This window comes from Dyella sp. (genome assembly GCF_035277725.1).
Classification (GTDB): Bacteria; Pseudomonadota; Gammaproteobacteria; order Xanthomonadales; family Rhodanobacteraceae; genus Dyella_B.
On sequence record NZ_DATEJY010000114.1, the window covers coordinates 16,606 to 38,069 of the forward strand.

19 protein-coding genes and 1 riboswitch are annotated in these 21,464 nt (G+C 61.3%); of the genes, 5 read left to right on the forward strand and 14 right to left on the reverse strand.

The window, feature by feature from the left end; genetic code table 11:
* Positions 1–18: 18 nt before the first annotated feature.
* From galU to cmk, 8 genes are all read right to left on the reverse strand, one after another.
* Positions 19–891 (reverse strand): UTP--glucose-1-phosphate uridylyltransferase GalU, encoded by an 873-nt coding sequence (gene galU / locus VJR68_RS10335; RefSeq protein ID WP_324147597.1) that lies wholly within the window; start codon positions 889–891, stop codon positions 19–21.
* Entirely contained in the window at positions 892–2,787 is a 1,896-nt protein-coding gene (locus VJR68_RS10340; RefSeq protein WP_324147598.1) for a nucleoside-diphosphate sugar epimerase/dehydratase, read from the reverse strand. It lies immediately after the preceding gene.
* Positions 2,774–3,820: a glycosyltransferase family 4 protein gene (locus tag VJR68_RS10345; RefSeq protein ID WP_324147599.1), complete on the reverse strand. Its 1,047-nt coding sequence runs from the start codon at positions 3,818–3,820 to the stop codon at positions 2,774–2,776. The genes VJR68_RS10340 and VJR68_RS10345 overlap by 14 nt, the downstream gene beginning before the upstream one ends.
* Complete coding sequence (lapB, locus tag VJR68_RS10350) at positions 3,813–4,988, reverse strand: lipopolysaccharide assembly protein LapB (protein ID WP_324147600.1); 1,176 nt, start codon at positions 4,986–4,988, stop codon at positions 3,813–3,815. The genes VJR68_RS10345 and lapB overlap by 8 nt, the downstream gene beginning before the upstream one ends.
* A complete protein-coding gene (locus VJR68_RS10355) occupies positions 4,985–5,245 on the reverse strand; it encodes a DUF1049 domain-containing protein (RefSeq protein ID WP_324147601.1) in 261 nt (86 codons plus the stop codon). The genes lapB and VJR68_RS10355 overlap by 4 nt, the downstream gene beginning before the upstream one ends.
* A gap of 147 nt (positions 5,246–5,392) precedes the next feature.
* Positions 5,393–5,719: an integration host factor subunit beta gene (locus VJR68_RS10360; protein ID WP_324147614.1), complete on the reverse strand. Its 327-nt coding sequence runs from the start codon at positions 5,717–5,719 to the stop codon at positions 5,393–5,395.
* 41 nt (positions 5,720–5,760) lie between these two features.
* A complete protein-coding gene (gene rpsA / locus VJR68_RS10365; protein WP_324147602.1) occupies positions 5,761–7,434 on the reverse strand; it encodes a 30S ribosomal protein S1 in 1,674 nt (557 codons plus the stop codon).
* Between the two features lie 162 nt (positions 7,435–7,596).
* Positions 7,597–8,277, reverse strand: coding sequence for a (d)CMP kinase (cmk, locus tag VJR68_RS10370; protein WP_324147603.1), 681 nt, complete (start codon positions 8,275–8,277; stop codon positions 7,597–7,599).
* A gap of 108 nt (positions 8,278–8,385) precedes the next feature.
* Here cmk and VJR68_RS10375 point away from each other — a divergent pair, with 108 nt between their 5' ends.
* From VJR68_RS10375 to ykgO, 4 genes are all read left to right on the forward strand, one after another.
* Positions 8,386–8,646 (forward strand): acyl-CoA-binding protein, encoded by a 261-nt coding sequence (locus tag VJR68_RS10375; protein WP_324147604.1) that lies wholly within the window; start codon positions 8,386–8,388, stop codon positions 8,644–8,646.
* 84 nt (positions 8,647–8,730) lie between these two features.
* Complete coding sequence (locus VJR68_RS10380; protein ID WP_324147605.1) at positions 8,731–10,752, forward strand: NADPH-dependent 2,4-dienoyl-CoA reductase; 2,022 nt, start codon at positions 8,731–8,733, stop codon at positions 10,750–10,752.
* A 230-nt stretch (positions 10,753–10,982) separates the two neighbouring features.
* A complete protein-coding gene (locus VJR68_RS10385) occupies positions 10,983–11,894 on the forward strand; it encodes a LysR substrate-binding domain-containing protein (protein WP_324147606.1) in 912 nt (303 codons plus the stop codon).
* Between the two features lie 63 nt (positions 11,895–11,957).
* Complete coding sequence (gene ykgO, locus VJR68_RS10390) at positions 11,958–12,083, forward strand: type B 50S ribosomal protein L36 (protein ID WP_008215056.1); 126 nt, start codon at positions 11,958–11,960, stop codon at positions 12,081–12,083.
* Positions 12,084–12,211: 128 nt separating this feature from the next.
* On the opposite strand, the gene greA is transcribed toward ykgO, so the two are convergent.
* The 3 genes from greA to carA are packed head-to-tail and all read right to left on the reverse strand — an operon-like array spanning position 12,212 to position 17,038.
* The gene (gene greA, locus VJR68_RS10395) at positions 12,212–12,685 is read right to left on the reverse strand and encodes a transcription elongation factor GreA (RefSeq protein ID WP_324147607.1); all 474 of its coding nucleotides are present in this window, start codon (positions 12,683–12,685) and stop codon (positions 12,212–12,214) included.
* Positions 12,682–15,909 carry a carbamoyl-phosphate synthase large subunit gene (gene carB, locus VJR68_RS10400; RefSeq protein ID WP_324147608.1) on the reverse strand — a complete coding sequence of 1,076 codons (3,228 nt, stop codon included), beginning with the start codon at positions 15,907–15,909 and terminating at the stop codon, positions 12,682–12,684. The genes greA and carB overlap by 4 nt, the downstream gene beginning before the upstream one ends.
* Position 15,910: 1 nt before the next feature.
* Complete coding sequence (carA, locus tag VJR68_RS10405; RefSeq protein WP_324147609.1) at positions 15,911–17,038, reverse strand: glutamine-hydrolyzing carbamoyl-phosphate synthase small subunit; 1,128 nt, start codon at positions 17,036–17,038, stop codon at positions 15,911–15,913.
* Positions 17,039–17,259: 221 nt separating this feature from the next.
* Here carA and VJR68_RS10410 point away from each other — a divergent pair, with 221 nt between their 5' ends.
* Positions 17,260–17,958, forward strand: coding sequence for a 2OG-Fe(II) oxygenase (locus tag VJR68_RS10410; protein ID WP_324147610.1), 699 nt, complete (start codon positions 17,260–17,262; stop codon positions 17,956–17,958).
* Positions 17,959–17,962: 4 nt separating this feature from the next.
* On the opposite strand, the gene VJR68_RS10415 is transcribed toward VJR68_RS10410, so the two are convergent.
* The 3 genes from VJR68_RS10415 to dnaJ all read right to left on the reverse strand — a co-directional run bounded on the left by VJR68_RS10415 (position 17,963) and on the right by dnaJ (position 21,367).
* Positions 17,963–18,964, reverse strand: coding sequence for a sodium:calcium antiporter (locus VJR68_RS10415; RefSeq protein WP_324147611.1), 1,002 nt, complete (start codon positions 18,962–18,964; stop codon positions 17,963–17,965).
* 1 nt (position 18,965) lies between these two features.
* Positions 18,966–19,192: riboswitch (yybP-ykoY riboswitch) on the reverse strand.
* A 124-nt stretch (positions 19,193–19,316) separates the two neighbouring features.
* Complete coding sequence (dapB, locus tag VJR68_RS10420) at positions 19,317–20,123, reverse strand: 4-hydroxy-tetrahydrodipicolinate reductase (RefSeq protein ID WP_324147612.1); 807 nt, start codon at positions 20,121–20,123, stop codon at positions 19,317–19,319.
* A 122-nt stretch (positions 20,124–20,245) separates the two neighbouring features.
* Positions 20,246–21,367, reverse strand: coding sequence for a molecular chaperone DnaJ (gene dnaJ / locus VJR68_RS10425; RefSeq protein WP_324147613.1), 1,122 nt, complete (start codon positions 21,365–21,367; stop codon positions 20,246–20,248).
* Positions 21,368–21,464 lie beyond the last annotated feature (97 nt).

Sequence of the window (21,464 nt, forward strand, 5' to 3'; positions counted from 1 at the left end):
CTGCACATACGCGAACGCTTAATACGACTTGGCGACTTCGCGCACGACCTTCGCCAGGCTGGGGTCCTGCATCGCCATATGCATGGTGGCGCGCACCAGGCCGGCTTTGTTGCCGCAATCAAAACGCGTGCCTTCGAAGCGATAGGCCAATACCTTGCCCTGCTCCGTCAGCAATGCCTCGATCGCGTCGGTGAGCTGGATTTCGCCACCAGCGCCCGGGGTGGTCTGTTCCAGCAACTGGAAGATGCGGCCGGGCAAGACATAACGACCGACCACGGCGAGGTTGGACGGCGCATCCGCCGGCTTGGGCTTTTCGACCATGTAGCGGATACGCGCGCTGCGCTCGTTGACCGGTTCGGCGTCGACGATGCCGTATTTGTCGGTCTGGTCGTGCGGCACTTCTTCCACGGCGATGACGCCGGCGTTTTCGGTTTGGGCAAGCTCGGCCATCTGGCCCAGCGCGCCTTTGCCTTTGTTCCAGATCAGGTCGTCCGGCAGCACCACGCCGAACGGCTCATCGCCTACCACCGGCTTGGCGCACAGCACGGCATGGCCAAGGCCAAGCGCTTCGGGCTGGGTGACGAAGATGGCGCGCACGTTGCGCGGCAGCGTGCCTTGAACCAGGGCGAGCAATTCATCCTTGCCCTTTTCCTGCAGCTTGGCCTCCAGTTCGTAGGCTTTGTCGAAATAGTCGGCGATGGCGTGCTTGTAGCGGTTGGTGACGAAGATCAGCGTATCGGCCCCGGCATCGACGGCTTCATCGACGGCGTACTGGATCAGGGGCTTATCCAGCACCGGCAGCATTTCCTTGGCGACCACCTTGGTGGCCGGGAGAAAACGCGTGCCGAGGCCGGCCACCGGAAACACCACCTTGCGCAATGGTTTACTCACTCACTTCTCTCCAATGTCGGTACGGCGTAGCGGAATCACGTTGCTCGGTTGGGCAACGTCGCTCCAGCTGAATGATGGAAGCAAACTGGATACGCACTGGCGCAGTTCGTCTTCATTGAAACTCTGTACGGCATGCGTGGCCTTGGCCATCTGCGCCTGCAGCAAGTCCCACGATACCGGCCGGTGCTGCGCTAGAAATATCTTGTTGTGTGTCGTCGCGCTGTAGTTTTCCAGCGGGTGAAATAGTTCTTCGAACAATTTTTCGCCCGAACGCAGGCCGGTGTAGACAATGGGGATTTCCGTGCCGGGCTTTTTGCCGGCAAGCCGGATCATCTGTTCGGCAAGATCGCGGATCTTCACCGGCTCGCCCATGTCCAGCGCGAAGATTTCACCGCCCTGCCCGATCGCCGCCGCCTGCAGGATCAGCTGGGTGGCTTCCGGAATGGTCATGAAGTAGCGCGAGATTTCCGGATGCGTGACCGTGATGGGACCGCCGCCCTGGATCTGCTGGCGGAACAAGGGCACCACGGAGCCGGCCGAATCCAGCACGTTGCCAAACCGCACGGTGATGAAGTGCGTGTTCGAATGCGCGTTGAGGTTCTGGCAATAGATTTCCGCGATGCGCTTGCACGCGCCCATCACGCTGGTCGGGTTGACGGCTTTGTCGGTGGAGATGAGCACGAAGCATTCCACACCGCTTTCGCTGGAAAGGTCGGCCACATTGCGTGTCGCCATCACGTTGTTACGCACCGCGGTACGCAGTTGCCCCTGCAGCATCGGCACATGTTTGTACGCAGCCGCGTGGAAAACCACTTGCGGTTTTGCTTCGGCAAATAGACGGCGCATCGCGATGGCATCGCCGCAATCGGCAAGCACGCTATTGAGCAGCAGCTCCGGATAGGCCGCACGCAATTCCTGCGAAATCTGATAGAGGTTGTATTCGCAGGATTCCACGATGGTGAGCGCTTGCACGCCCAGTCGCGCAACCTGGCGGCACAGCTCCGAACCAATCGAGCCACCGCCGCCGGTAACCAGCACGCTGCGGTTGGTCAGCGTTTCGCGGATGCGTGTCCAGTCCAGCTCGACGGCATCGCGGCCGAGCAGATCTTCGATCGATACTTCCTTGATCTGGTTGAACTGGGCACGACCGGCGACAACGTCTTCGAGCTTGGGCACCGTGCGATAAGGCAAGCCGGTGCGGTCGCACAGCTCGACCACCTGGCGCATCTGCCGCGCACTGGCACCCGGCAAGGCGATCAGCAGCATTTGCACGGCGGCTTCTTTCGCCACATCCGGCAGTTGCTCCAGCGAACCCAGCACCGGCTTGCCGTTGATGCGCGCACCGCGCAACGAACGCCGGTCGTCCACGAAACCGACCACCATGAAACGCGTATCACGATGCAGATCGCGCGACAGCGCTTCACCGGCACTATCGGCACCGACGATCAGCACGCGCTGCGTCTTGGCATTCATGAAAAGATCGATGCGGCTGTCCTTCCAGAAGCGATAGGCCAGACGCGGCGTACCAAGGAACAGCGCCAGCACGAAGGGATACAGCAGCAACACCGACCGCGGTACACCGTCCAGACGTCCATACAGGAACAGCGAAACACCGATCGCCACCGTACCGACGATGGCCGCGCGCAGGATGTTCCACAGATCCGGCAGGCTGGCGAAACGCCACACGCCTTTGTAAAGGCCGGTCCACGCGTAAACCATGCCCTGCACGGCGAGCACGATCGGAAATTCATACGGTTCGAAAGCGATGAGCAGCTTCGGATCAAGCGCGTAGCGCAATTCCTTGGCGACCCACCAGGCGATGGCCGTAACGAGCAGGTCATGCAGAACTACTGCCGCCCGCGGATGAACTGTGCCGACCCATTTACGTATGGACATGACGAACCTTGTATCGATCCCGCTTGATCAGGCGACGCTTGGCTTGAACCCAAACGACCGCCGCGATCGCATAAGTGACGACGCAGGCCAAAAGCCCGATCCCTGGTTTTTTGAACGCCAACGCGGCCAACGGTGCCGCGATCAGCAGATTCCACCCCAGATACCATGCTGCACTTGCCGCATGCGTGTGGCCCCTGCGCACAATCCATTGATACAGATGTTCGCGGTGCGCAGCATACCAGCGCTTGCCTGCCAGCATACGGGTGAGCAGCGTAAGGCTGGCATCCGTCACGAAAGCTGAACTGAGAATCAGGGCCGGCCACACCAGTGGCCAATACAGGCGCCATAACATGGCAGTCAGCGCAAAAAGCAGCAGGCCGATGGTGCCGCTTCCCACGTCACCCATGAAAATGCGCGCCGGCGAGCGGTTGTAGTACCAAAAGCCCAGGCAAGCCGCCGCCACGCAAGCGGCAGCACCCGCAAGCGCGGGCTGGTCCATGCACCCCGCCAGCACGGCCAGGCCACAGGCTACGAACATGCCTTGCTGCGCAAGCAGACCGTCAATGCCGTCCATGAAGTTATGCAGGTTGATGCTCCACGTTCCACCCAGCACCCAGAGCGGTATCCACAGCCAGCCAAGGGGGCCACTGACCAACGCCGCTAAAAACAGGGCAACAGCGAATAATTGCACTCCAAAGCGTGGAAGAACTGGCAAGGAATTGTGATCGTCCCACCAGCCGATCAAGGCAATCATCGCGGCTGCGATCAACAGCGTGATAGTCACGTGAAGCGGCCACGGCGATGAAGGTTGCAGCAGGCATATCGGCATCGTCAGCAGGGCCGCCACCACGATGCCGATGCCACCGCCGCGCGGCGTCGGTATGGTGTGCGAACGACGCTGCCCCGGCTGGTCAAGCATGCCGCGGCGATGGGCATAGACAATGGACGCGCGCACCACGCCCAGCGCAACTAGCAAGGCAAAGACAATGGCGAGCGCGATCGGGGCAAAACCAGCCGCCATCGCGTCACTCATTGGCCACCCCGTGAATGGGGCGAATCGTGCTCCAGCCTTTGCAGCTCGGGCACTGCCAGTGATGCGCCTTGGTGCCGAAGCCGCAATGGCTGCAGCGATACATCGCTTGGCCTTCGAGCAGCTTGCGCGTGAGGTCGCGCAGAATCAGAAAGTTCTCGCGCGCCTCGCCTTCGATCTTGTCCATGGTCGCATCGATCAAAGCCATCAGCCCGCGCACGGAAGGACGTTGGCGCAATTGCGACGTAAGGAAATCGATCGCGGGCTTTTCGCCATCGCGCTGCTGGTACAGATGCGTCAGTGCAAGCACGGGCGAGATGCCGTGATAGCGCGCAAGGATGTCGCGCAGGAAACGTTCCGCGCGTTCCATCTGCGCGGAGCGCGCGTAGCTGTCGAGCAAGGGCGGCAGGATTTCCGGCACAAAGGCGATATCTGCTTCGACGGCGCGTTCGTAGGCATCCACCGCCTCGGCATGCTGCCCTTCTTCCGCATGCAGGCGTCCCGTCAGCATGAAGGCGCGCACGCAATTAGGCTGCGATGCAAAAGCTTGCTGCAGATATTCCCGCGCCTCGGCACGCGCACCATGCTGGCGCGATTGCTCGGCCAGTTCGCAGTAGAACTGCGCGATGGTGGTGCCCTCTTCTTCGCGGGTCATGGTTTCCAGGCGGCGCGCGTGTTCGATGGCTTTGTGCCAGTCGCGCTCGTGCTGGTAGATCGCGATGAGATGGCGCAACGCCGAGGGCGCATGTGCGTTCATCGCCACCAGATCCGAGAACAGCGCTTCGGCGCGGTCGAGCAGACCGGCGCGCATGTAGTCTTCGCCCAGCTCCAGCAAGGCCACGGTCTTCATCCCTTCCGAAAGACCGGGTCGGGAGACCAGATGTTGATGCAGACGGATGGCTCGATCCACTTCACCGCGACGCCTAAACAGGTTGCCTAACGCTAAGTGCGTTTCTACGGTGTCGCGGTTGTATTCGGCGAGCTTGAGGAACACCTCGATCGCCTTGTCCTGCTCCTCGTTGAGCAGATAGTTCAGGCCGCGAAAGTAATCGGAGGAGAGCTCGCTGACCTGCACCCCGGAACGGCGCACCCCCGCGCGCCGCGCCGTCCACCATCCACTCAGGAAGGCTGCCGGTATAAGTAGCGCCAGCAGCGAATAGAAGATGCTCATGATGCTTTGCTTGCCTTGGCGCCTTTGACCTTGGCCGCACGCCGCCGCTCACGGCGATGGCGCGTGGTGACGCCAAGCCATGCGGTCAGGCCGCCGAGAATCCAGCCCAGCGCGAGCATGGCCAGCAAGGCCGCGCCTTTCGGCACCTGGATACGCGCAAACGCGAGGTCGTAACCGACGAGGTCCGCATTGAGCGCCCCCAGGATCACCCCCCCGGCGATGAACAGTAGCAACAGCAGCATGACGATCAATCGCATCGTGCGACTTTACCCGATTGGCTGAACAGCTCACAGGGGAATGTGAAGAAGTGATTCAGTCGGATTCCCAACTTTTTCGCGGGGCAAAAGAAAAGGCAGGATCGGCTCGACGCCGCCTGCCTGTCGGAATAAGCATTTGCTGGAGGCTTAGCCGGCTTGCTGTTCCAGATGCAAGTTCACGCGTTCGCGCAATTCCTTGCCGGGTTTGAAATGCGGAACGTGCTTGCCGGGCAAGGCAACCGCTTCACCCGTCTTGGGATTGCGGCCCATGCGCGGCGGCCGATAATGCAGCGCGAAGCTGCCGAAGCCGCGTATTTCGATGCGTTCCCCGCTCGACAACGCCTGGCTCATCTGCTCGATGACGTTCTTGACTGCCAGCTCGACGTCGCTGAACGCAAGATGGGTTTGACGCCTCGCCAGCGCCTCAATCAGCTCGGATTTGGTCATGGGTCCCCAATGTCCGTGACGTGGAATGAATCGGGGCGGCGCAACACCGCCCCGATGCAGGCACTACATCAATCAGCCTTGTTGAGCTGCTCCTTGAGCAGCGCACCAAGCTTGGTCGTGCCACCCGACGCGGACGAGTATTCGGCCATGGCGTCTTGCAGCTCTTCCTCATCCTTGGCGCGGATCGAGAGCGACAGCTGACGGCCCTTGCGATCCATACCGGTGAACTTGGCTTCCACCTTGTCGCCCACCTTCAGATGCTGGGTAGCATCGTCGATGCGCTCCTTGGCGATGTCGCTGGCACGGATATAGCCCTCGACGCCATCGCCCAGATCCACCACGGCACCCTTGGCGTCCACTTCCTTCACCGTGCCGGTGACGATCGCGCCACGCTGATGGACGGCCATGAAGTGACCGAACGGATCTTGCTCCATCTGCTTGATGCCGAGCGAGATGCGCTCGCGCTCCGGATCCACGGCCAGCACCACGGCTTCGATCTCGTCGCCCTTCTTGAAGTTGCGCACGAGGTCTTCGCCGGAAGCCTGCCAGGAGATGTCGGACAGGTGCACCAGACCGTCGATGCCGCCGTCCAGGCCGATGAAGATGCCGAAATCGGTGATCGACTTGATCTGGCCGGACACCTTGTCGTTTTTCTTGTGGGTGGCGGCGAAAGCTTCCCACGGGTTCGAGCGGGTCTGCTTGATGCCCAGCGAGATGCGGCGACGCTCTTCATCCACGTCCAGCACCATCACTTCGGTCTCGTCGCCAACCTGCACCACCTTGGCCGGATTGACGTTCTTGTTGGTCCAATCCATTTCGGAGACGTGCACCAGGCCTTCCACGCCCGGCTCGATCTCGACGAAGCAGCCGTAATCGGTGACGTTGGAAACCTTGCCGAACAGGCGGCTGCCGACCGGATAACGGCGCGAGATGGCGACCCACGGATCGTCGCCCAACTGCTTCAGACCCAGCGACACGCGGTTGCGCTCGCGGTCGTACTTCAGCACGCGCACGTCGAGCTCGTCCCCGACGTTGACCACTTCGGACGGATGACGCACGCGCTTCCACGCCATGTCGGTGATGTGCAGCAGGCCGTCGATGCCGCCCAGATCCACGAACGCGCCGTAGTCGGTGAGGTTCTTGACCGTACCCTTCACCACTGCGCCTTCGGTCAGGCGTTCCAGCAGCTTCTCGCGCTCCTCGGAGAACTCGGTCTCGACGACGGCGCGGCGGCTGACAACGACGTTGTTGCGCTTGCGGTCCAGCTTGATGATCTTGAATTCGAGATCCTTGCCTTCCAGGTACACCGGATCGCGTACCGGACGCACGTCGACCAGCGAACCCGGCAGGAACGCGCGAACGTCCTTGATATCGACGGTGAAACCGCCCTTGACCTTGCCGGAGATCTTGCCGGTGATGGTCTCTTCCTTGTCGAAGGCCTGCTCGAGGTCGTCCCACACCATGGAACGCTTGGCCTTCTCGCGGGAGAGCTTGGTCTCGCCGAAGCCGTCTTCCAGTGCGTCGAGGGCTACCTTCACCTCGTCGCCCACGCGTACTTCCAACTCGCCGTTCTCGCTCTTGAACTGCTCGATCGGAACGATGCCTTCGCTCTTGAGGCCAGCGTTGATCACGACGACGTCGTTGCGGATTTCGACAACGATGCCGGTGACGATGGCACCCGGCTTCAGCTTAGAAATGGCCTGTTGGCTCTGTTCAAACAGCTCGGCAAAACTTTCAGTCATGTTGATTCCAAAATAAGAAAAGGCCCTCACCCCACTGCGCGCCGTCGGAGTAATTGCGCAGATGGGCAGGCCCACCGGTTATGGGTGATCGGGACGCTCCCTCACACCGTTGACCCAAAACTTCATGCCGCGACATGAAGCGCCAATGCCGCCGCAATCCGGTTACGGATTCACGACGGCCAAAACTTTAGCGACCACATCCTCGATCCCCATGCCGGTGGTATCCACCAACACCGCATCGCGGGCGGGTTTCAGCGGTGCCACGGCTCGCGATGCATCGCGGGTGTCACGCGCCTCAATTTCGCTCTGAAGGGTGGCAAGTGTAACGCTGAGCCCCTTTTCCTTCAACTGCTTATAGCGTCTTTTTGCCCTTTCGGCGGCGCTGGCGGTGAGGAATACCTTGTAGAGCGCATCGGGAAAGATCACCGTGCCCATGTCGCGTCCGTCTGCCACCAGGCCAGGCGACTTGCGGAAGCTCAGCTGCAGATCGACCAGCGCTTTGCGCACCGAAGGAATCGAAGCAATGGCCGAAGCCGCGGCGCCGGCGGTCTCCGTACGCAGCTCGTCTGTGGCATCGTGCCCATTGACGATCACGCGCGTTTCGCCATCATGTGGCGCCGCACGAAACTGGATCTTCGTGGTTTGCGCGCAACGGGTGACGGCCTCGGCGTCGGAGAGATCCAACCCTGCGGCCCCGGCGGCGTAACCAACCGCCCGGTAGAGCGCCCCGGAATCCAGCAATCGCCAGCCCAGGTGCTCGGCCACCAGCCGGCTGATCGTGCCTTTGCCTGATCCAGAAGGTCCGTCGATGGTAAGTACGGGCACGGACTGGCGTGTTGGCATGGACGGACCTGATGGCACGGGAAGTGCTTAGCTTATCGTGTTTACAGGGGTGCCAGGCGCATGCTTTCCAGTTCCTCATCGACCGTATCCGGGTTTCAGCCCGCTTCCATGAACGACCTCCACCACCAGTTCCATCAGGCCGCCGACGATCTACGGCACCGCAAGGAACGGCCCGACAACGACACGCTGCTCTCGCTTTATGGGCTCTATAAGCAGGCCCTTGAAGGCGACGTGCACGACTGCCAGCCCACCAGCTTCTTCGACTTCATCGGTACCGCCAAACAGGAAGCCTGGTCGCGCTTGAAAGGCATGCCGCAAGACGAGGCGATGCGCCAATACGTGGAACTGGTACAACAATTGCTCGACTGAAGCGGCGCCTGCCGCGCCTGGGCCACTTGCGCCCACTCACAATAGCGGGCACATTCATACGATCGTTTGAATAACGGTCGCCGCATGAACTACCCCCATTTGTTTGCCCCGCTCGACTTGGGCCACGCCACCCTGCCCAACCGCATCCTGATGGGCTCGATGCACACCGGACTCGAAGACAACGCGGCCGATTTCGACAAGCTGGCGACGTATTTCGCCGAACGCGCCCGCGGCGGCGTGGGCCTGATGGTCACCGGCGGCATCGCACCCAGCATCGAAGGTTGGCTCAAGCCCTTCGGCGGGCGCATGACTCTGCCCTGGCACAAGCCACGGCATCGCAAGATCACCCGGGCGGTGCATGCAGAAGGTGGACGCATCTGCATGCAGATCCTGCACGCAGGGCGTTATGGCTATCACCCGCTGTCGGCCGCACCATCAAGCATTCAATCCCCGATCACACCGTTCAGGCCGCGAGAGCTCAGTGCACGAGGTGTGGAGCGCACCATCAAGGATTTCGTCCGTTGCGCGCAACTCGCACGCGAAGCCGGCTACGACGGCGTGGAAGTGATGGGTTCGGAAGGCTATCTGATCAATCAATTCATCGCCGCACGCACCAATCAACGCACCGATGCCTGGGGTGGCGATGCCGCAAAACGCATGCGTTTTCCGCTCGAAATCGTGCGTCGTATGCGCGAAGCCGTCGGCAAGGATTTCATCATCATCTACCGCCTTTCGATGCTTGATCTGGTGGAAGGCGGGCAACCCTGGCAAGACATCGTCACACTCGCCAAGGGCATGGAAGCGGCCGGCACCAGCATCATCAATACCGGCATCGGCTGGCATGAAGCACGCGTGCCGACCATCGTCACCAGCGTGCCGCGCGCAGGCTTCAGCTGGGTCACGAAGAAACTCAAGGGCGAAGTTTCGATTCCGTTGATCACCACCAACCGCATCAACATGCCCGACGTGGCGGAGCGAATTCTTGCCGGCGGCGAAGCGGATATGGTGTCAATGGCGAGGCCGTTGCTGGCTGATCCGGAGTGGGCGATCAAGGCAAAGGCTGGCCGTAGCGAACGCATCAATACCTGCATCGCTTGCAACCAGGCTTGCCTCGATCACGTGTTTTCGAACCAGCGCGCAAGCTGCATGGTGAATCCTCGTGCCTGCCATGAGACGGAGCTGCAAATCATTCGGGCAAAAACGCGCAAACGCATCGCGGTGATAGGCGCAGGACCGGCGGGCATGGCATGCGCATCCACGCTCGCGGAACGTGGCCACGACGTCACGCTGATCGATGGCGCAAGCCACATCGGCGGCCAGTTCAACTACGCCAAGCGCATTCCTGGGAAAGAAGAATTCCACGAAACACTGCGCTATTTCACGCACCGCCTTGCCGATACCGGCGTGCACGTACAGTTAGGGCAAATCACAAATGCAGCTGCACTCAAAGCGGCAAACTACGACGAAGTGATTGTCGCCACCGGCATCACGCCGCGCCGGGTGAACTTCCCCGGCAGCAACGATCCGCGCGTACTGAGCTACCTCGATGTGCTTGCGCGAAATCAACCCGTCGGCCAGCGCGTCGCCATCATCGGCGCCGGAGGCATCGGCTTCGACGTGGCCGAGTTCCTGGTCGAGCACGCGCCCTCGCCCACCACTGACGTCACACGCTGGACACGCGAATGGGGCGTGGACATGCAGCTGGACCATGCCGGCGGTCTATTGAAGCCACAGCCGGAGCCACCCGCGCGGCAAGTCTGGCTGCTGCAACGTACGGCAGGCCGGCCAGGCGCGCGCCTCAACAAAACCACCGGCTGGGTGCATCGCGCCACGCTGAAGAACAAGCAGGTCACCATGCTGGGCGGCGTGAGCTATGACCGCTTCGATGAGCAGGGACTGCACATCACGATCGACGGCAAGACCCAGGTGCTGTCCGTCGATAACGTCATCGTCTGCGCCGGCCAGGAATCCAACCGCAGCCTTGCCGATGACCTGATTGCTCAGGGGCATCCTCGTGTACACGTGATTGGCGGTGCTGACGTCGCGGCGGAACTGGACGCCAAGCGCGCTATCGCTCAAGGCACGCGACTTGCCACCCAGCTTTAAGAAAGCTCGGCAAGCATTCACGAGAAACAGAAAAGGAAGCGCCCCGCCAGCGACGCGTCGGTATTGGCTCTGGGGAGGGATGCCGATATACCGCGGGGGTAGCGTCGCTGCGGGGCGAGGTCTGCGCCACTCGGGGGGAGGGGGTCAGTGGCGCGACGGAGAGGATATTATGATCGACGCGATACAGAATCAAATATATATTTAGAGCCCAATTTATTCGAAAGTCATATATGTTTGATTTTCGCCAGCTGCGTTACTTCATCGCCGTTGCGGAGGAGCTGAGCTTCACCCGCGCCGCGCAGCGCCTGCATCTGTCGCAGCCACCGCTGTCGCAGCAGATCCAGGCGCTGGAGCAAGACCTGGGCGTACGCCTGCTCGAACGCGACAAGCGCAACGTCATGCTTACCGAGCCAGGCCGGCTGTTCCTCGATCAGGCGCGGCAGATTCTGGCCATGGCCGATGAGGCTCGCACCCAGGTCGCCGAGGCCGCAGCTGGCTTCAGCGGGCATCTCCGGCTCGCCTACACCGTTTCCGTATCTTTCCACCCCGCCCTGCCCCAGACCTTGCTGCAGTTGGGTCAGAACGCGCCCAACGTGCGTGTGTGGCTGAGCGAGATGTATACCCAGCCGCAGTTCTCAGCCATCCGCAACGGCCAGATTGACGTGGGCTTCGTAAGGGATCTCCCCACTCACGAAGACGATGCCCGAGCCTTGCGCGTGGACGTCATCGATTACGAACCCCTGCTGCTCGCCCTGCCTGAAGGCCACCGCCTGGCTGGCCGACAAAGCGTGGAATTAGGTGAAGTTGCCGGCGATCCGTTCGTGGTGCAGCCGCGCGAGCTGGCGGCAACCTTGTACGACCGGCTGCTGCGCCTAGCCGCCAAAGCCGGATTCCACCCAGTGATTCGACAACACGCCCAACAGCTCAACGGCCTGCTTGCACTGGTGGCTGCCGACGTTGGCTTGGCTCTCGTGCCCGCCAGTATGCAGGTGGTGAAGCTGCCCGGGGTAAGCTATGTGCCGTTGGCCGATCCCGATGCGCACCTCGTGCTGGCCGTCGCCAGCCCGGCAGAAAACCCATCGCCTGTCGTAGCGCAGTGTCTGGAAACGGTCGCCGCAGCAAAAGCCGCCATAGGCTTGTGACAAGCGATTGAAATAGCTATACTTGCGCGCTTTCTTTGTTTCGTTTCGTTCCAGGAGCCTGCCGTGAAGGTGCTTTCCTCTTTGAAGTCCGCCAAGCAGCGGCACCGTGACTGCAAGGTTGTGCGCCGTCGCGGCAAAGTGTTCGTGATCTGCAAGAGCAACCCGCGTTTCAAAGCGCGTCAGCGTTGATCGAAGTCACGATCCGATAAAAAAAGCCGCTGCAAAGCGGCTTTTTTTATGCCTCACGACATTCGTTTCTCGCGAGATTCCCCTCGCCCCAACCCTCTCCCCATGGGGGAGAGGGAGCAAAGCAAGCGTTACTCGTAACTGACGCCAGTAATTTCGTAACGCTTCACGCCATTGGGCGCCGTGAACTCGAAACTGTCGCCCTCGCTCTTGCCGATCAACGCACGCGCAATCGGCGAAGACACCGCGATCAAGGCTTGCTTGATGTCAGCCTCCAGATCGCCAACGATCTGGTACTTCACCGCTTCACCGCTTTCTTCTTCCAGTTCCACGATCGCGCCGAACACAATCTTGGTGCCCGGATTCAAACGCGACACGTCGATCACTTCAGCCGTGGACAGTGCCGCTTCCAGCTCGTTGATGCGGCCTTCGATAAAGCTCTGTTGCTCGCGCGCGGCGTGATATTCGGCGTTCTCCTTGAGATCGCCGTGCGCGCGCGCTTCCGCAATCGCCGCGATGATCTTGGGACGCTCGACCGACTTCAGACGCTCCAATTCACCGCGCAGACGCTCGGAACCAGCCTTGGTAATGGGTGCACGACTCATGCATTCAGCTCCTTGTGTAGTTCTTGCAGGCTGTGCACTTCGCCACTGTCGTGGTAATCCAATGAATGCACCAGCGCACGCGCGCCTGCAACCGTCGTGGAATACGTGACGCGATGCTGCAGAGCCTCGCGCCGGATCGAGAACGAGTCGGCGATTGCCTGCTTGCCCTCGGTGGTGTTGACGATATAGACAATCTCGCCGTTCTTGATCAGGTCGACAATATGCGGACGGCCTTCCAGCACCTTATTGATGCGTTCGCAGATCACACCGTGCGAGGTCAGATAGCTTGCCGTACCGGCGGTAGCAACCAGCGTGAAGCCACGTGAGGCAATGTCTGCCGCAATCGGCAGCAGGCGATCCTTGTCGGCATCGCGCACGGACACGAACACCTTGCCCTGCGGCGGCGTCTTTATGCCAGCCGCATCATGGCCGCGTGCGAACGCTGCGCCGAAGCTGCGGCCAACACCCATCACTTCGCCGGTGGAGCGCATTTCCGGGCCAAGGATCGGATCGACGTTCTGGAATTTCAGGAACGGGAAGATCGCCTCCTTCACCGAGTAATACGCCGGAATCACTTCGCGCGTCGCCCCCTGCTCTTCCAGCGTGCGGCCCGCCATGCAACGTGCAGCAATCTTGGCCAGCGCCACGCCGGTAGCCTTGGAGACGAACGGCACCGTGCGCGACGCACGCGGATTCACTTCCAGGATGAACACAGTGTCGCCCTGAATCGCAAACTGCGTATTCATCAGGCCGATCACTTTCAGCTCTTTCGCCATCAGGCCGACCTGGCGGCGCAGCTCGTTCTGGATCGCGGGTGACAGCGAATACGGCGGCAGCGAGCAGGACGAATCGCCCGAGTGCACGCCGGCTTCCTCGATGTGCTCCATGATGCCGCCGACCAGCACGTTGCCATCGCGATCGGCAATGACGTCCACGTCCACTTCCACCGCGTGATCGAGGAAGCGGTCGAGCAGCACCGGTGAATCGTTGGACACCTGCACGGCTTCGCGGATGTAGCGCGACAGATCCGCATCGTCGTACACCACTTCCATCGCGCGGCCACCCAGCACGTAGCTCGGACGCACCACCAGCGGATAGCCGATCTCGCGCGCCAGCGCCAAAGCTTCATCGGCATTGCGTGCCGTGCGGTTCGGCGGCTGTGTGAGCCCCAGCTTGGCAATCATCTGCTGGAAACGCTCGCGGTCTTCGGCCAAATCGATCGAATCCGGTGTGGTGCCGATGATCGGTGCGCCCGCTGCTTCCAATGCGCGCGCGAGTTTCAGCGGCGTCTGGCCACCGTACTGCACGATCACGCCCTTGGGTTTTTCCAGGTCGACGATTTCCAGCACGTCTTCGAGCGTGAGCGGCTCGAAGTACAGGCGATCCGACGTGTCGTAATCGGTGGAAACGGTTTCCGGATTGCAGTTGACCATGATGGTCTCGAAGCCATCCTCGCGCAGCGCCAAGGCGGCATGCACGCAGCAGTAATCGAATTCGATACCTTGGCCGATACGGTTCGGGCCACCACCCAGCACCATGATCTTGTCGCGGCTGGTGGGATTGGCTTCGCACTCTTCCTCGTAGGTCGAGTACATGTACGCCGTCGTGGTCGCAAACTCGGCCGCACAGGAATCCACGCGCTTGTATACCGGGCGCACGCCCAGCGTACGACGCAGGTGACGAATCGCCGCTTCGTCCGTGTTGGTGAGTTCTGCCAGGCGCGCATCGGAGAAACCAAGACGCTTCAGCTCACGCACGCGCCCCGCATCGAGTGCGGTCAGCCCTTGCTCGCGCACTTCCTTTTCAGTGAGCACGATGTCTTCGAACGCAGCAAGGAACCACGGATCGACGTGGCTAAGGTCATGCACCTCTTCCAGCGTCAGGCCAGCCCGGAACGCATCGGCCAAGTGGAACACGCGATCAGGACGCGGCTCGCGCAGTTCGCGCTTGAGCTTGGCCAGGCCTTCATCGCTGGTGATGTCCAGGCCAGTGGGATTGAGACCGGTCTTGCCAATTTCAAGACCGCGCAACGCCTTCTGCAGCGATTCGTGGAAGCTGCGACCAATCGCCATCACTTCACCCACCGACTTCATCTGCGTGGTGAGGCGTGCATCGGCCTGCGGGAACTTCTCGAACGCAAAGCGCGGAATTTTGGTAACGACGTAATCGATGGTCGGTTCGAACGAGGCTGGCGTAAGGCCGCCAGTGATGTCGTTCTTCAGCTCATCCAGCGTGTAGCCCACGGCGAGCTTTGCCGCGACCTTGGCAATCGGGAAACCGGTGGCCTTCGAAGCGAGCGCCGACGAACGCGACACGCGCGGATTCATCTCGATCACCACCACGCGGCCAGTTTCGGCATTCACGCCGAACTGCACGTTGGAGCCGCCAGTATCCACACCGATCTTGCGCAGCACCGCGATGGAGGCATCGCGCAAGCGCTGGTACTCCTTGTCGGTGAGCGTCTGCGCCGGCGCCACGGTGATCGAGTCGCCGGTATGCACGCCCATCGGGTCGAGGTTTTCGATCGAGCACACGATGATGCAGTTGTCCGCCTTGTCGCGGACTACTTCCATCTCGAATTCCTTCCAGCCGAGCACGGACTCCTCCACCAGCACCTCGTGCACCGGCGAAAGCTCCAGACCGCGCTTGACGATCTCTTCGAATTCCTCGCGGTTGTACGCGATGCCGCCACCGGAACCGCCGAGCGTGAAGCTGGGGCGGATGATGGTCGGGTAGCCGACGGTGGCCTGGATCTCTACCGCCTGCTCGAACGACTTCGCCACCGCAGCGCGCGGGCATTCCAGACCAATTTCGGCCATCGCCACGCGGAACAGTTCGCGGTCTTCGGCCATGCGGATGGCTTCGCGCGAAGCGCCGATCAGCTCGACGTTGTATCTCTCCAGCACGCCGTTGTCGGCGAGATCGAGCGCGCAATTGAGGCCGGTCTGGCCACCCATGGTGGGCAGCACGGCATCCGGACGCTCCTTGGCGATGATGCGCTCCACCGTCTGCCAGTTGATCGGCTCGATGTACACCGCATCGGCCATTTCCGGATCGGTCATGATCGTGGCCGGGTTGGAGTTCACCAGGATCACCCGGTAACCCTCTTCGCGCAGTGCTTTACATGCCTGTGCACCGGAGTAGTCGAACTCGCACGCCTGGCCGATCACGATCGGACCTGCGCCGATGATCAGGATGCTCTTGATGTCGTTACGCTTGGGCATCTCAGCGGGCCTCCTGCATCAATTTGGCAAAACGGTCGAACAAGTAACCAATATCCTGCGGGCCCGGGCTCGCTTCGGGATGCCCCTGGAAACAGAACGCAGGGCGATCGGTCAGTGCGAAACCCTGCAGCGAACCATCGAACAGCGACGTGTGCGTAATGCGCACGTTGGAAGGCAGCGTGGATACGTCCACCGCAAAGCCATGGTTCTGCGAGGTGATCAGCACGCGGCCGTCGTCATGGTCCTTTACCGGGTGATTCGCGCCGTGATGGCCGAACTTCATCTTCAGCGTCTTTGCCCCCAAGGCAGCGCCCATGATCTGATGGCCAAGGCAGATGCCGAACAGGGGAATTTCCTTGGCCAGGAATTCGCGCGTGGCGGCGATGGCGTAATCACAAGCGGCCGGATCACCGGGGCCGTTGGAGAGGAACACGCCATCCGGATTCATGGCCAGCACTTCCGATGCCGGCGTCTGCGCAGGCACTACGGTGATTTCGCAACCGCGCTCCGCCAAGAGGCGCAGAATGTTGCGCTTCACGCCGTAGTCGTAGGCCACCACGTTGAAGCGCTTGTCCGTTTCGTTGAACGCGGTGCGGTCGAGGTCGTACACGCCCTCGTTCCAGTTGTACGGCTTGTCGACGCTGACCACCTTGGCCAAGTCCATGCCGTTCAAGCCGGGGAAAGCACGCGCCTTGGCGAGTGCCGCTTCGGCATCGATGGATTCGCCTGCTACCAGGCAGCCGTTCTGCGCACCCTTGTCGCGCAGGATGCGCGTGAGGCGGCGCGTGTCGATGCCGGCGATGGCGACGATGCCATGGCGGTTCAAGTAATCGGGCAGGCTCTCGGTGCTGCGCCAGTTGCTGGCGCGGCGCGGTACGTCGCGCACGATCAGGCCGGCGGTATGCACCTTGCCGGATTCGGCATCCACCTCGTTGCAGCCGGTGTTGCCGATATGGGGATACGTAAGAGTGACGATCTGCCGGGCATAGGAGGGATCGGTGAGGATCTCCTGATAACCCGTCATCGCCGTATTGAAGACAACTTCGCCAACGGTTTCGCCAGTCGCACCTACGGAGTGGCCGTGGAATACGCTGCCGTCTTCGAGGGCAAGCAGAGCGGAATGAGGCATGGAAGGGGCCGCCTTTTAGGTACAGCAAGGTCCGCAAGCCGCATCGAAGCAGGCTTGTGGACCTTAAGTGAAGGAAAGTCTCGGGCGGGTTGAAATGATAGGCTTCGCGCGCCTTTCTGTCCACCCGAATGGACGTCCCAAAACGGATCGTCATATGCCGCGCCGGCCATACACTCGCGCTAGACTGCGCCGAGACTTAGCCAGGAAAGCTGCGAAACTCGATGAACGCGACTGCCCTACTACTGGACCCCGCCCGGCTCGATCGCCCCGACACGGATGTACGCCAGCAGCCGTTTCCGTTCATGATCGCGCACGGCCAGTTGCCGGATGAAGCGCGCAGCGATTTGGAACGCGATTTTCCCAAGTACAGCAGCGCGGGCTTCTTTCCCTACGACCCGGTCGATTGCGGCCCATCGGTCAATGCGCTCGTCAATCAACTCACCACACCTCAATTTGCCAGCGCGATCGGCCGCTATCTCGGTATCGAGAATCTTGGGCAGTACCCCACCCTGATAACGCTCTGCCGCGCCCTGAACAAGCGCCACGGCACCATCCACACCGACAGCCGCTCCAAGGTCGCCACCGCCCTGCTCTACCTCAACACCCAGTGGCCCGACACCAGCGACGGCTGCCTGCGCTTTCTCAATCGTGTGGACAACATCGACGATCTGGTCGCGCCCGAACTCAAGCCGCTGTACGGAGAATTCGCGGTGTTCAAGCGCTGCGACAATTCCTTCCACGGCCATCTGCCGTATGAAGGCGAGCGACGCGTGATCCAGGTGGCATGGCTCACCAGCGAAGAAGAGAAACTGCGCAAGACCAAGCGCGGCAAATTTTCGCGCGCATTCAAGAAGCTGTTCGGCGTGCTCGATCGCAAACTGGGTGCGGGACGTGACCGCAATGCCGCGCACCCGGATTGAGCGCTTACCAGAAACGCCACGCGGCGTATCCTGCAAACACTAAATAGAACGCGCCCACGAGAATCAACGCGCGGCCGTCGACATTGCCGCGCCGGAACAAGCCCCACAGATAAATGATGGCGAGCATGGTCAGCACGCCCGAGACCACCAGCGGCACATCGAATAGCCACGGCGTGGCGAAGATCGCCAAGGCACTCGGGATGGTGGCTTGAATCATCATCGCGCCAGAGATGTTGGCGAGTGCCAGGCGCTCCTTGCCCTGGCGCACCCAGATCAACGCGTTCATGGTTTCCGGCAGCTCGGTGGCGACGGGACTCAGCACCAAGGCAACCAGATGCGGCGGAAGATGCATCGCCACGCCGATGGCTTCGATCTGCGAAACGAAGATGTGCGAAGCCACCGCGATGACCAACAGCGATAGTGCTGCCTGCAGTGACACCGCCAGCATTGAAGGTGTCGCTGCACGCGGCTGGAATTTCAGCGGTTCGAGCTGCTCGTCGTGGGATGTTTCAGGCTCGTCCTTCAATTCGCGCCAGACGTACAGTGCATACGCCAGCAGGAACAACACACCCAGCCACGGCTTGAAAGCAAAAGCAATCAAGCCAAGGGCGCACTTCACGATGAAGATCGACAAGAACCAGGCTTGATCACGTGCCAATCGTGCATGGGCGACCTGCACACGGCCGTCGATACGGCCCAACCGAGAGCGGTTGCACCACAACGCAACACCGACCACGGCGTAGGCAATCGTGGCCAGCACGAGCGGTCCACCCATCGCGGCACCCACACCGATATCGCGAACTTCCGGAGTACGCCCTGCGATCACCGCGACGAAGGTCACCGCGCTTTCCGGCAATGCCGTGCCGAACGCGGCCAGCACGGTACCGGTAGCGGTTTCACCCAGATTGAGCTTTTTCCCCAGCCACTCGACGCTGTTGACGAAGTACTCGCAGGCCGCATAGATGGCGGCTGCGGAGAGCAGGAACAGCAAAGCTGTGATCAGCATGAAATATTCCGGGCCGGGCGAGCGAAAACCGATGGCACACGCGCGTCGCTCGCCCGGCCGGGTGAGCGCGTCGTGGCCAAAGGTCTCGCCGGACCATCGCAGACGTGGTGTCTGCGATAACCATCCGCGCCATGAAGCCGAGGCTTCAAGTCTGTTGACGCGGATTCCTCGATGCATGGAAGCCTGGCGGCCGATGCACGAGGATGGCTACTCCCCAATGACGTTGCGGCGGATGGTACAAGCGCCAAGACTGGCTAACAAGCGCCGCGTTGTATGCAGGCCCTGTAGGCTGGGATGAAATCCCAGCTTTCATTGGCTTGGCGATGCTGGGGTTCGCACCCCAGCCTACTCACTACGTACCGCGGCCGCGCTCTTGCAGCAGGTCATCGATGCTATACGCACCCGGCTTTTTCCCCGCCAGCCAAGCCGCCGTTTCAAGTGCACCGCGCGCGAAGATGGAGCGATCCGTCGCGCGATGGGAAAGCTCGACACGCTCGCCCTGACCCAACAGCAGCGCCGTGTGTTCACCCACTACGTCGCCACCACGCACCACCGCGAAGCCGATACTGCCGCTACGGCGTGCACCTGGGCGGCCTTCGCGTACATACACGGCGTCTTTGGCCAACGTCGTGCCGCGTGCTCCGGCAGCTGCATCACCCAAGGCAAGCGCGGTACCGGAAGGGGCGTCTTCCTTGCGGCTGTGGTGCGCTTCGATAATTTCCAGATCCCAATCGGGGAGTGCTGCGGCGGCCTCGCCCAACAAGCGCTTCAACACGGCAACGCCGAGGCTGAAGTTGGCGGCATGCAGCACGGGGATATGCTGGCTTGCTTCGCTGAGCTTGGCTTGTAGTGCGGCGTCGATACCGGTGGTTCCAGTAACTAACGCAGCGTGATGCGTGAGGCAGTAATCAAGGGCAGCTGTCAGACCATCCGGGCCGCTGAAATCGATGACGACATCCGCGGCAACTGCGCTCCAAGCATGCGTGTAACGCAATGATGCGGGCAACTCAGGGAAGACAGCTGCGCCGCTATGCGTTGAACTCGATGACACCAAGGCGCTGACCAACTCGAAACGCTTGTCTTCACGCACCAAGGTGAGCAAAGCATGCCCAATGCGGCCGGAGGCGCCGCTGATGGCGAGGCGGATGGATTGAGTCATGCGCGTAGATCCTTGAAGCCCGTATCAGCAACCACATCGGTCGAATCGCATAGGCCGGGATGAAATCCCAGCATCAGGAGCCAAAACAGCCGGGATTTCATTCCAGCCTACATGGACGCCGCCTAAGACGTCACCCGCGACCAGAATTGTTTCACGCCATCCATGAAGCCTTTGGCGCGAGGCGAATGCTCATCGTCATCGGCAAAGGTCGCCTCCAGCTTCTCCAGCAATTCGCGCTGCTCGCGGGTGAGCCGCACTGGGGTTTCCACGACAACACGGCAGACGAGATCACCCGTGCGACCACCACGCACCGATTTCACGCCACGCCCGCGCAGCACGAACTGCTGCCCAGTCTGTGTCTCCGGCGGAATGGTGATGGCCACTTCGCCGTCCAGCGTCGGCACCGGCAACTCCGCACCCAATGCCGCTTGCGAGATGCGAATCGGCACTTCGCAAAACAGATTGCTGCCGTCGCGCTGAAAAATGTCGTGCTCGCGCACGCGCACTTCCACGTAGAGATCGCCAGTCTCGGAACCAGCGGGTCCGGCCTCGCCCTGCCCCGCCAAGCGAATGCGATCGCCATTGTCGACGCCAGCCGGAATGCGCACAGACAAGGTGCGCGTTTCTTCCAGACGCCCTTCGCCATGGCACTTTTTGCAGGGCTTTTCGATGGCGCGGCCGCTGCCGTTGCAATGCGGACAGGTCTGCTGGATCGAGAAGATGCCGTTCTGCATGCGCACACGGCCATGTCCGTTGCAGGTGCGGCAGCTGACGGTCTTGCCGTCTTCCGAACCACTGCCGTTGCAGTGATGGCAATTGACCTGGGTGGGAATGTCGAACTTCTTCTCGACGCCGAACACGGCCTCTTCGAGATCCAGTTCCATGATGTAGCGCAGATCGGCACCGCGACGCGCACGCGACCCACGGCCGCCGCCACCGAAGATATCGCCGAAGATGTCCCCGAAGATATCGCCCATGTCGCCGAAGCCGCCGGCGCCGCCACGCCCGCCCATGCCGCCTTCAAAGGCTGCGTGGCCATATTGGTCGTACATGGCGCGCTTCTGCGCATCGGAGAGCACGTCGTAGGCCTCCTTGGCCTCCTTGAACTTCTCCTGCGCTTGCGGATCGTCCGGGCAGCGGTCCGGATGGTATTTCATCGCCAAGCGGCGGAAGGCTTTTTTAAGCTCCGCTTCGTCCGCTGTGCGGTCGACACTCAGAATTTCATAATAGTCACGCTTGCTCATTTCATGATCCGCGATTCGATGCGCCGATCGGGAATGAACCAGATCGCAGCCACCGTGGCATAAAGAACACACGACCCCCACGGCGCCACGAACGCCA

Coding starts and splice junctions, on each gene's coding strand:
- VJR68_RS10340 (WP_324147598.1), bottom strand. CDS start 2,787: ATGTCCATACGTAAATGGGTCGGCACAGTTCATCCGCGGGCGGCAGTA.
- VJR68_RS10345 (WP_324147599.1), bottom strand. CDS start 3,820: ATGAGTGACGCGATGGCGGCTGGTTTTGCCCCGATCGCGCTCGCCATT.
- lapB (WP_324147600.1), bottom strand. CDS start 4,988: ATGAGCATCTTCTATTCGCTGCTGGCGCTACTTATACCGGCAGCCTTC.
- VJR68_RS10355 (WP_324147601.1), bottom strand. CDS start 5,245: ATGCGATTGATCGTCATGCTGCTGTTGCTACTGTTCATCGCCGGGGGG.
- rpsA (WP_324147602.1), bottom strand. CDS start 7,434: ATGACTGAAAGTTTTGCCGAGCTGTTTGAACAGAGCCAACAGGCCATT.
- cmk (WP_324147603.1), bottom strand. CDS start 8,277: ATGCCAACACGCCAGTCCGTGCCCGTACTTACCATCGACGGACCTTCT.
- VJR68_RS10375 (WP_324147604.1), top strand. CDS start 8,386: ATGAACGACCTCCACCACCAGTTCCATCAGGCCGCCGACGATCTACGG.
- VJR68_RS10380 (WP_324147605.1), top strand. CDS start 8,731: ATGAACTACCCCCATTTGTTTGCCCCGCTCGACTTGGGCCACGCCACC.
- VJR68_RS10385 (WP_324147606.1), top strand. CDS start 10,983: ATGTTTGATTTTCGCCAGCTGCGTTACTTCATCGCCGTTGCGGAGGAG.
- greA (WP_324147607.1), bottom strand. CDS start 12,685: ATGAGTCGTGCACCCATTACCAAGGCTGGTTCCGAGCGTCTGCGCGGT.
- carB (WP_324147608.1), bottom strand. CDS start 15,909: ATGCCCAAGCGTAACGACATCAAGAGCATCCTGATCATCGGCGCAGGT.
- carA (WP_324147609.1), bottom strand. CDS start 17,038: ATGCCTCATTCCGCTCTGCTTGCCCTCGAAGACGGCAGCGTATTCCAC.
- VJR68_RS10410 (WP_324147610.1), top strand. CDS start 17,260: ATGAACGCGACTGCCCTACTACTGGACCCCGCCCGGCTCGATCGCCCC.
- VJR68_RS10415 (WP_324147611.1), bottom strand. CDS start 18,964: ATGCTGATCACAGCTTTGCTGTTCCTGCTCTCCGCAGCCGCCATCTAT.
- dapB (WP_324147612.1), bottom strand. CDS start 20,123: ATGACTCAATCCATCCGCCTCGCCATCAGCGGCGCCTCCGGCCGCATT.
- dnaJ (WP_324147613.1), bottom strand. CDS start 21,367: ATGAGCAAGCGTGACTATTATGAAATTCTGAGTGTCGACCGCACAGCG.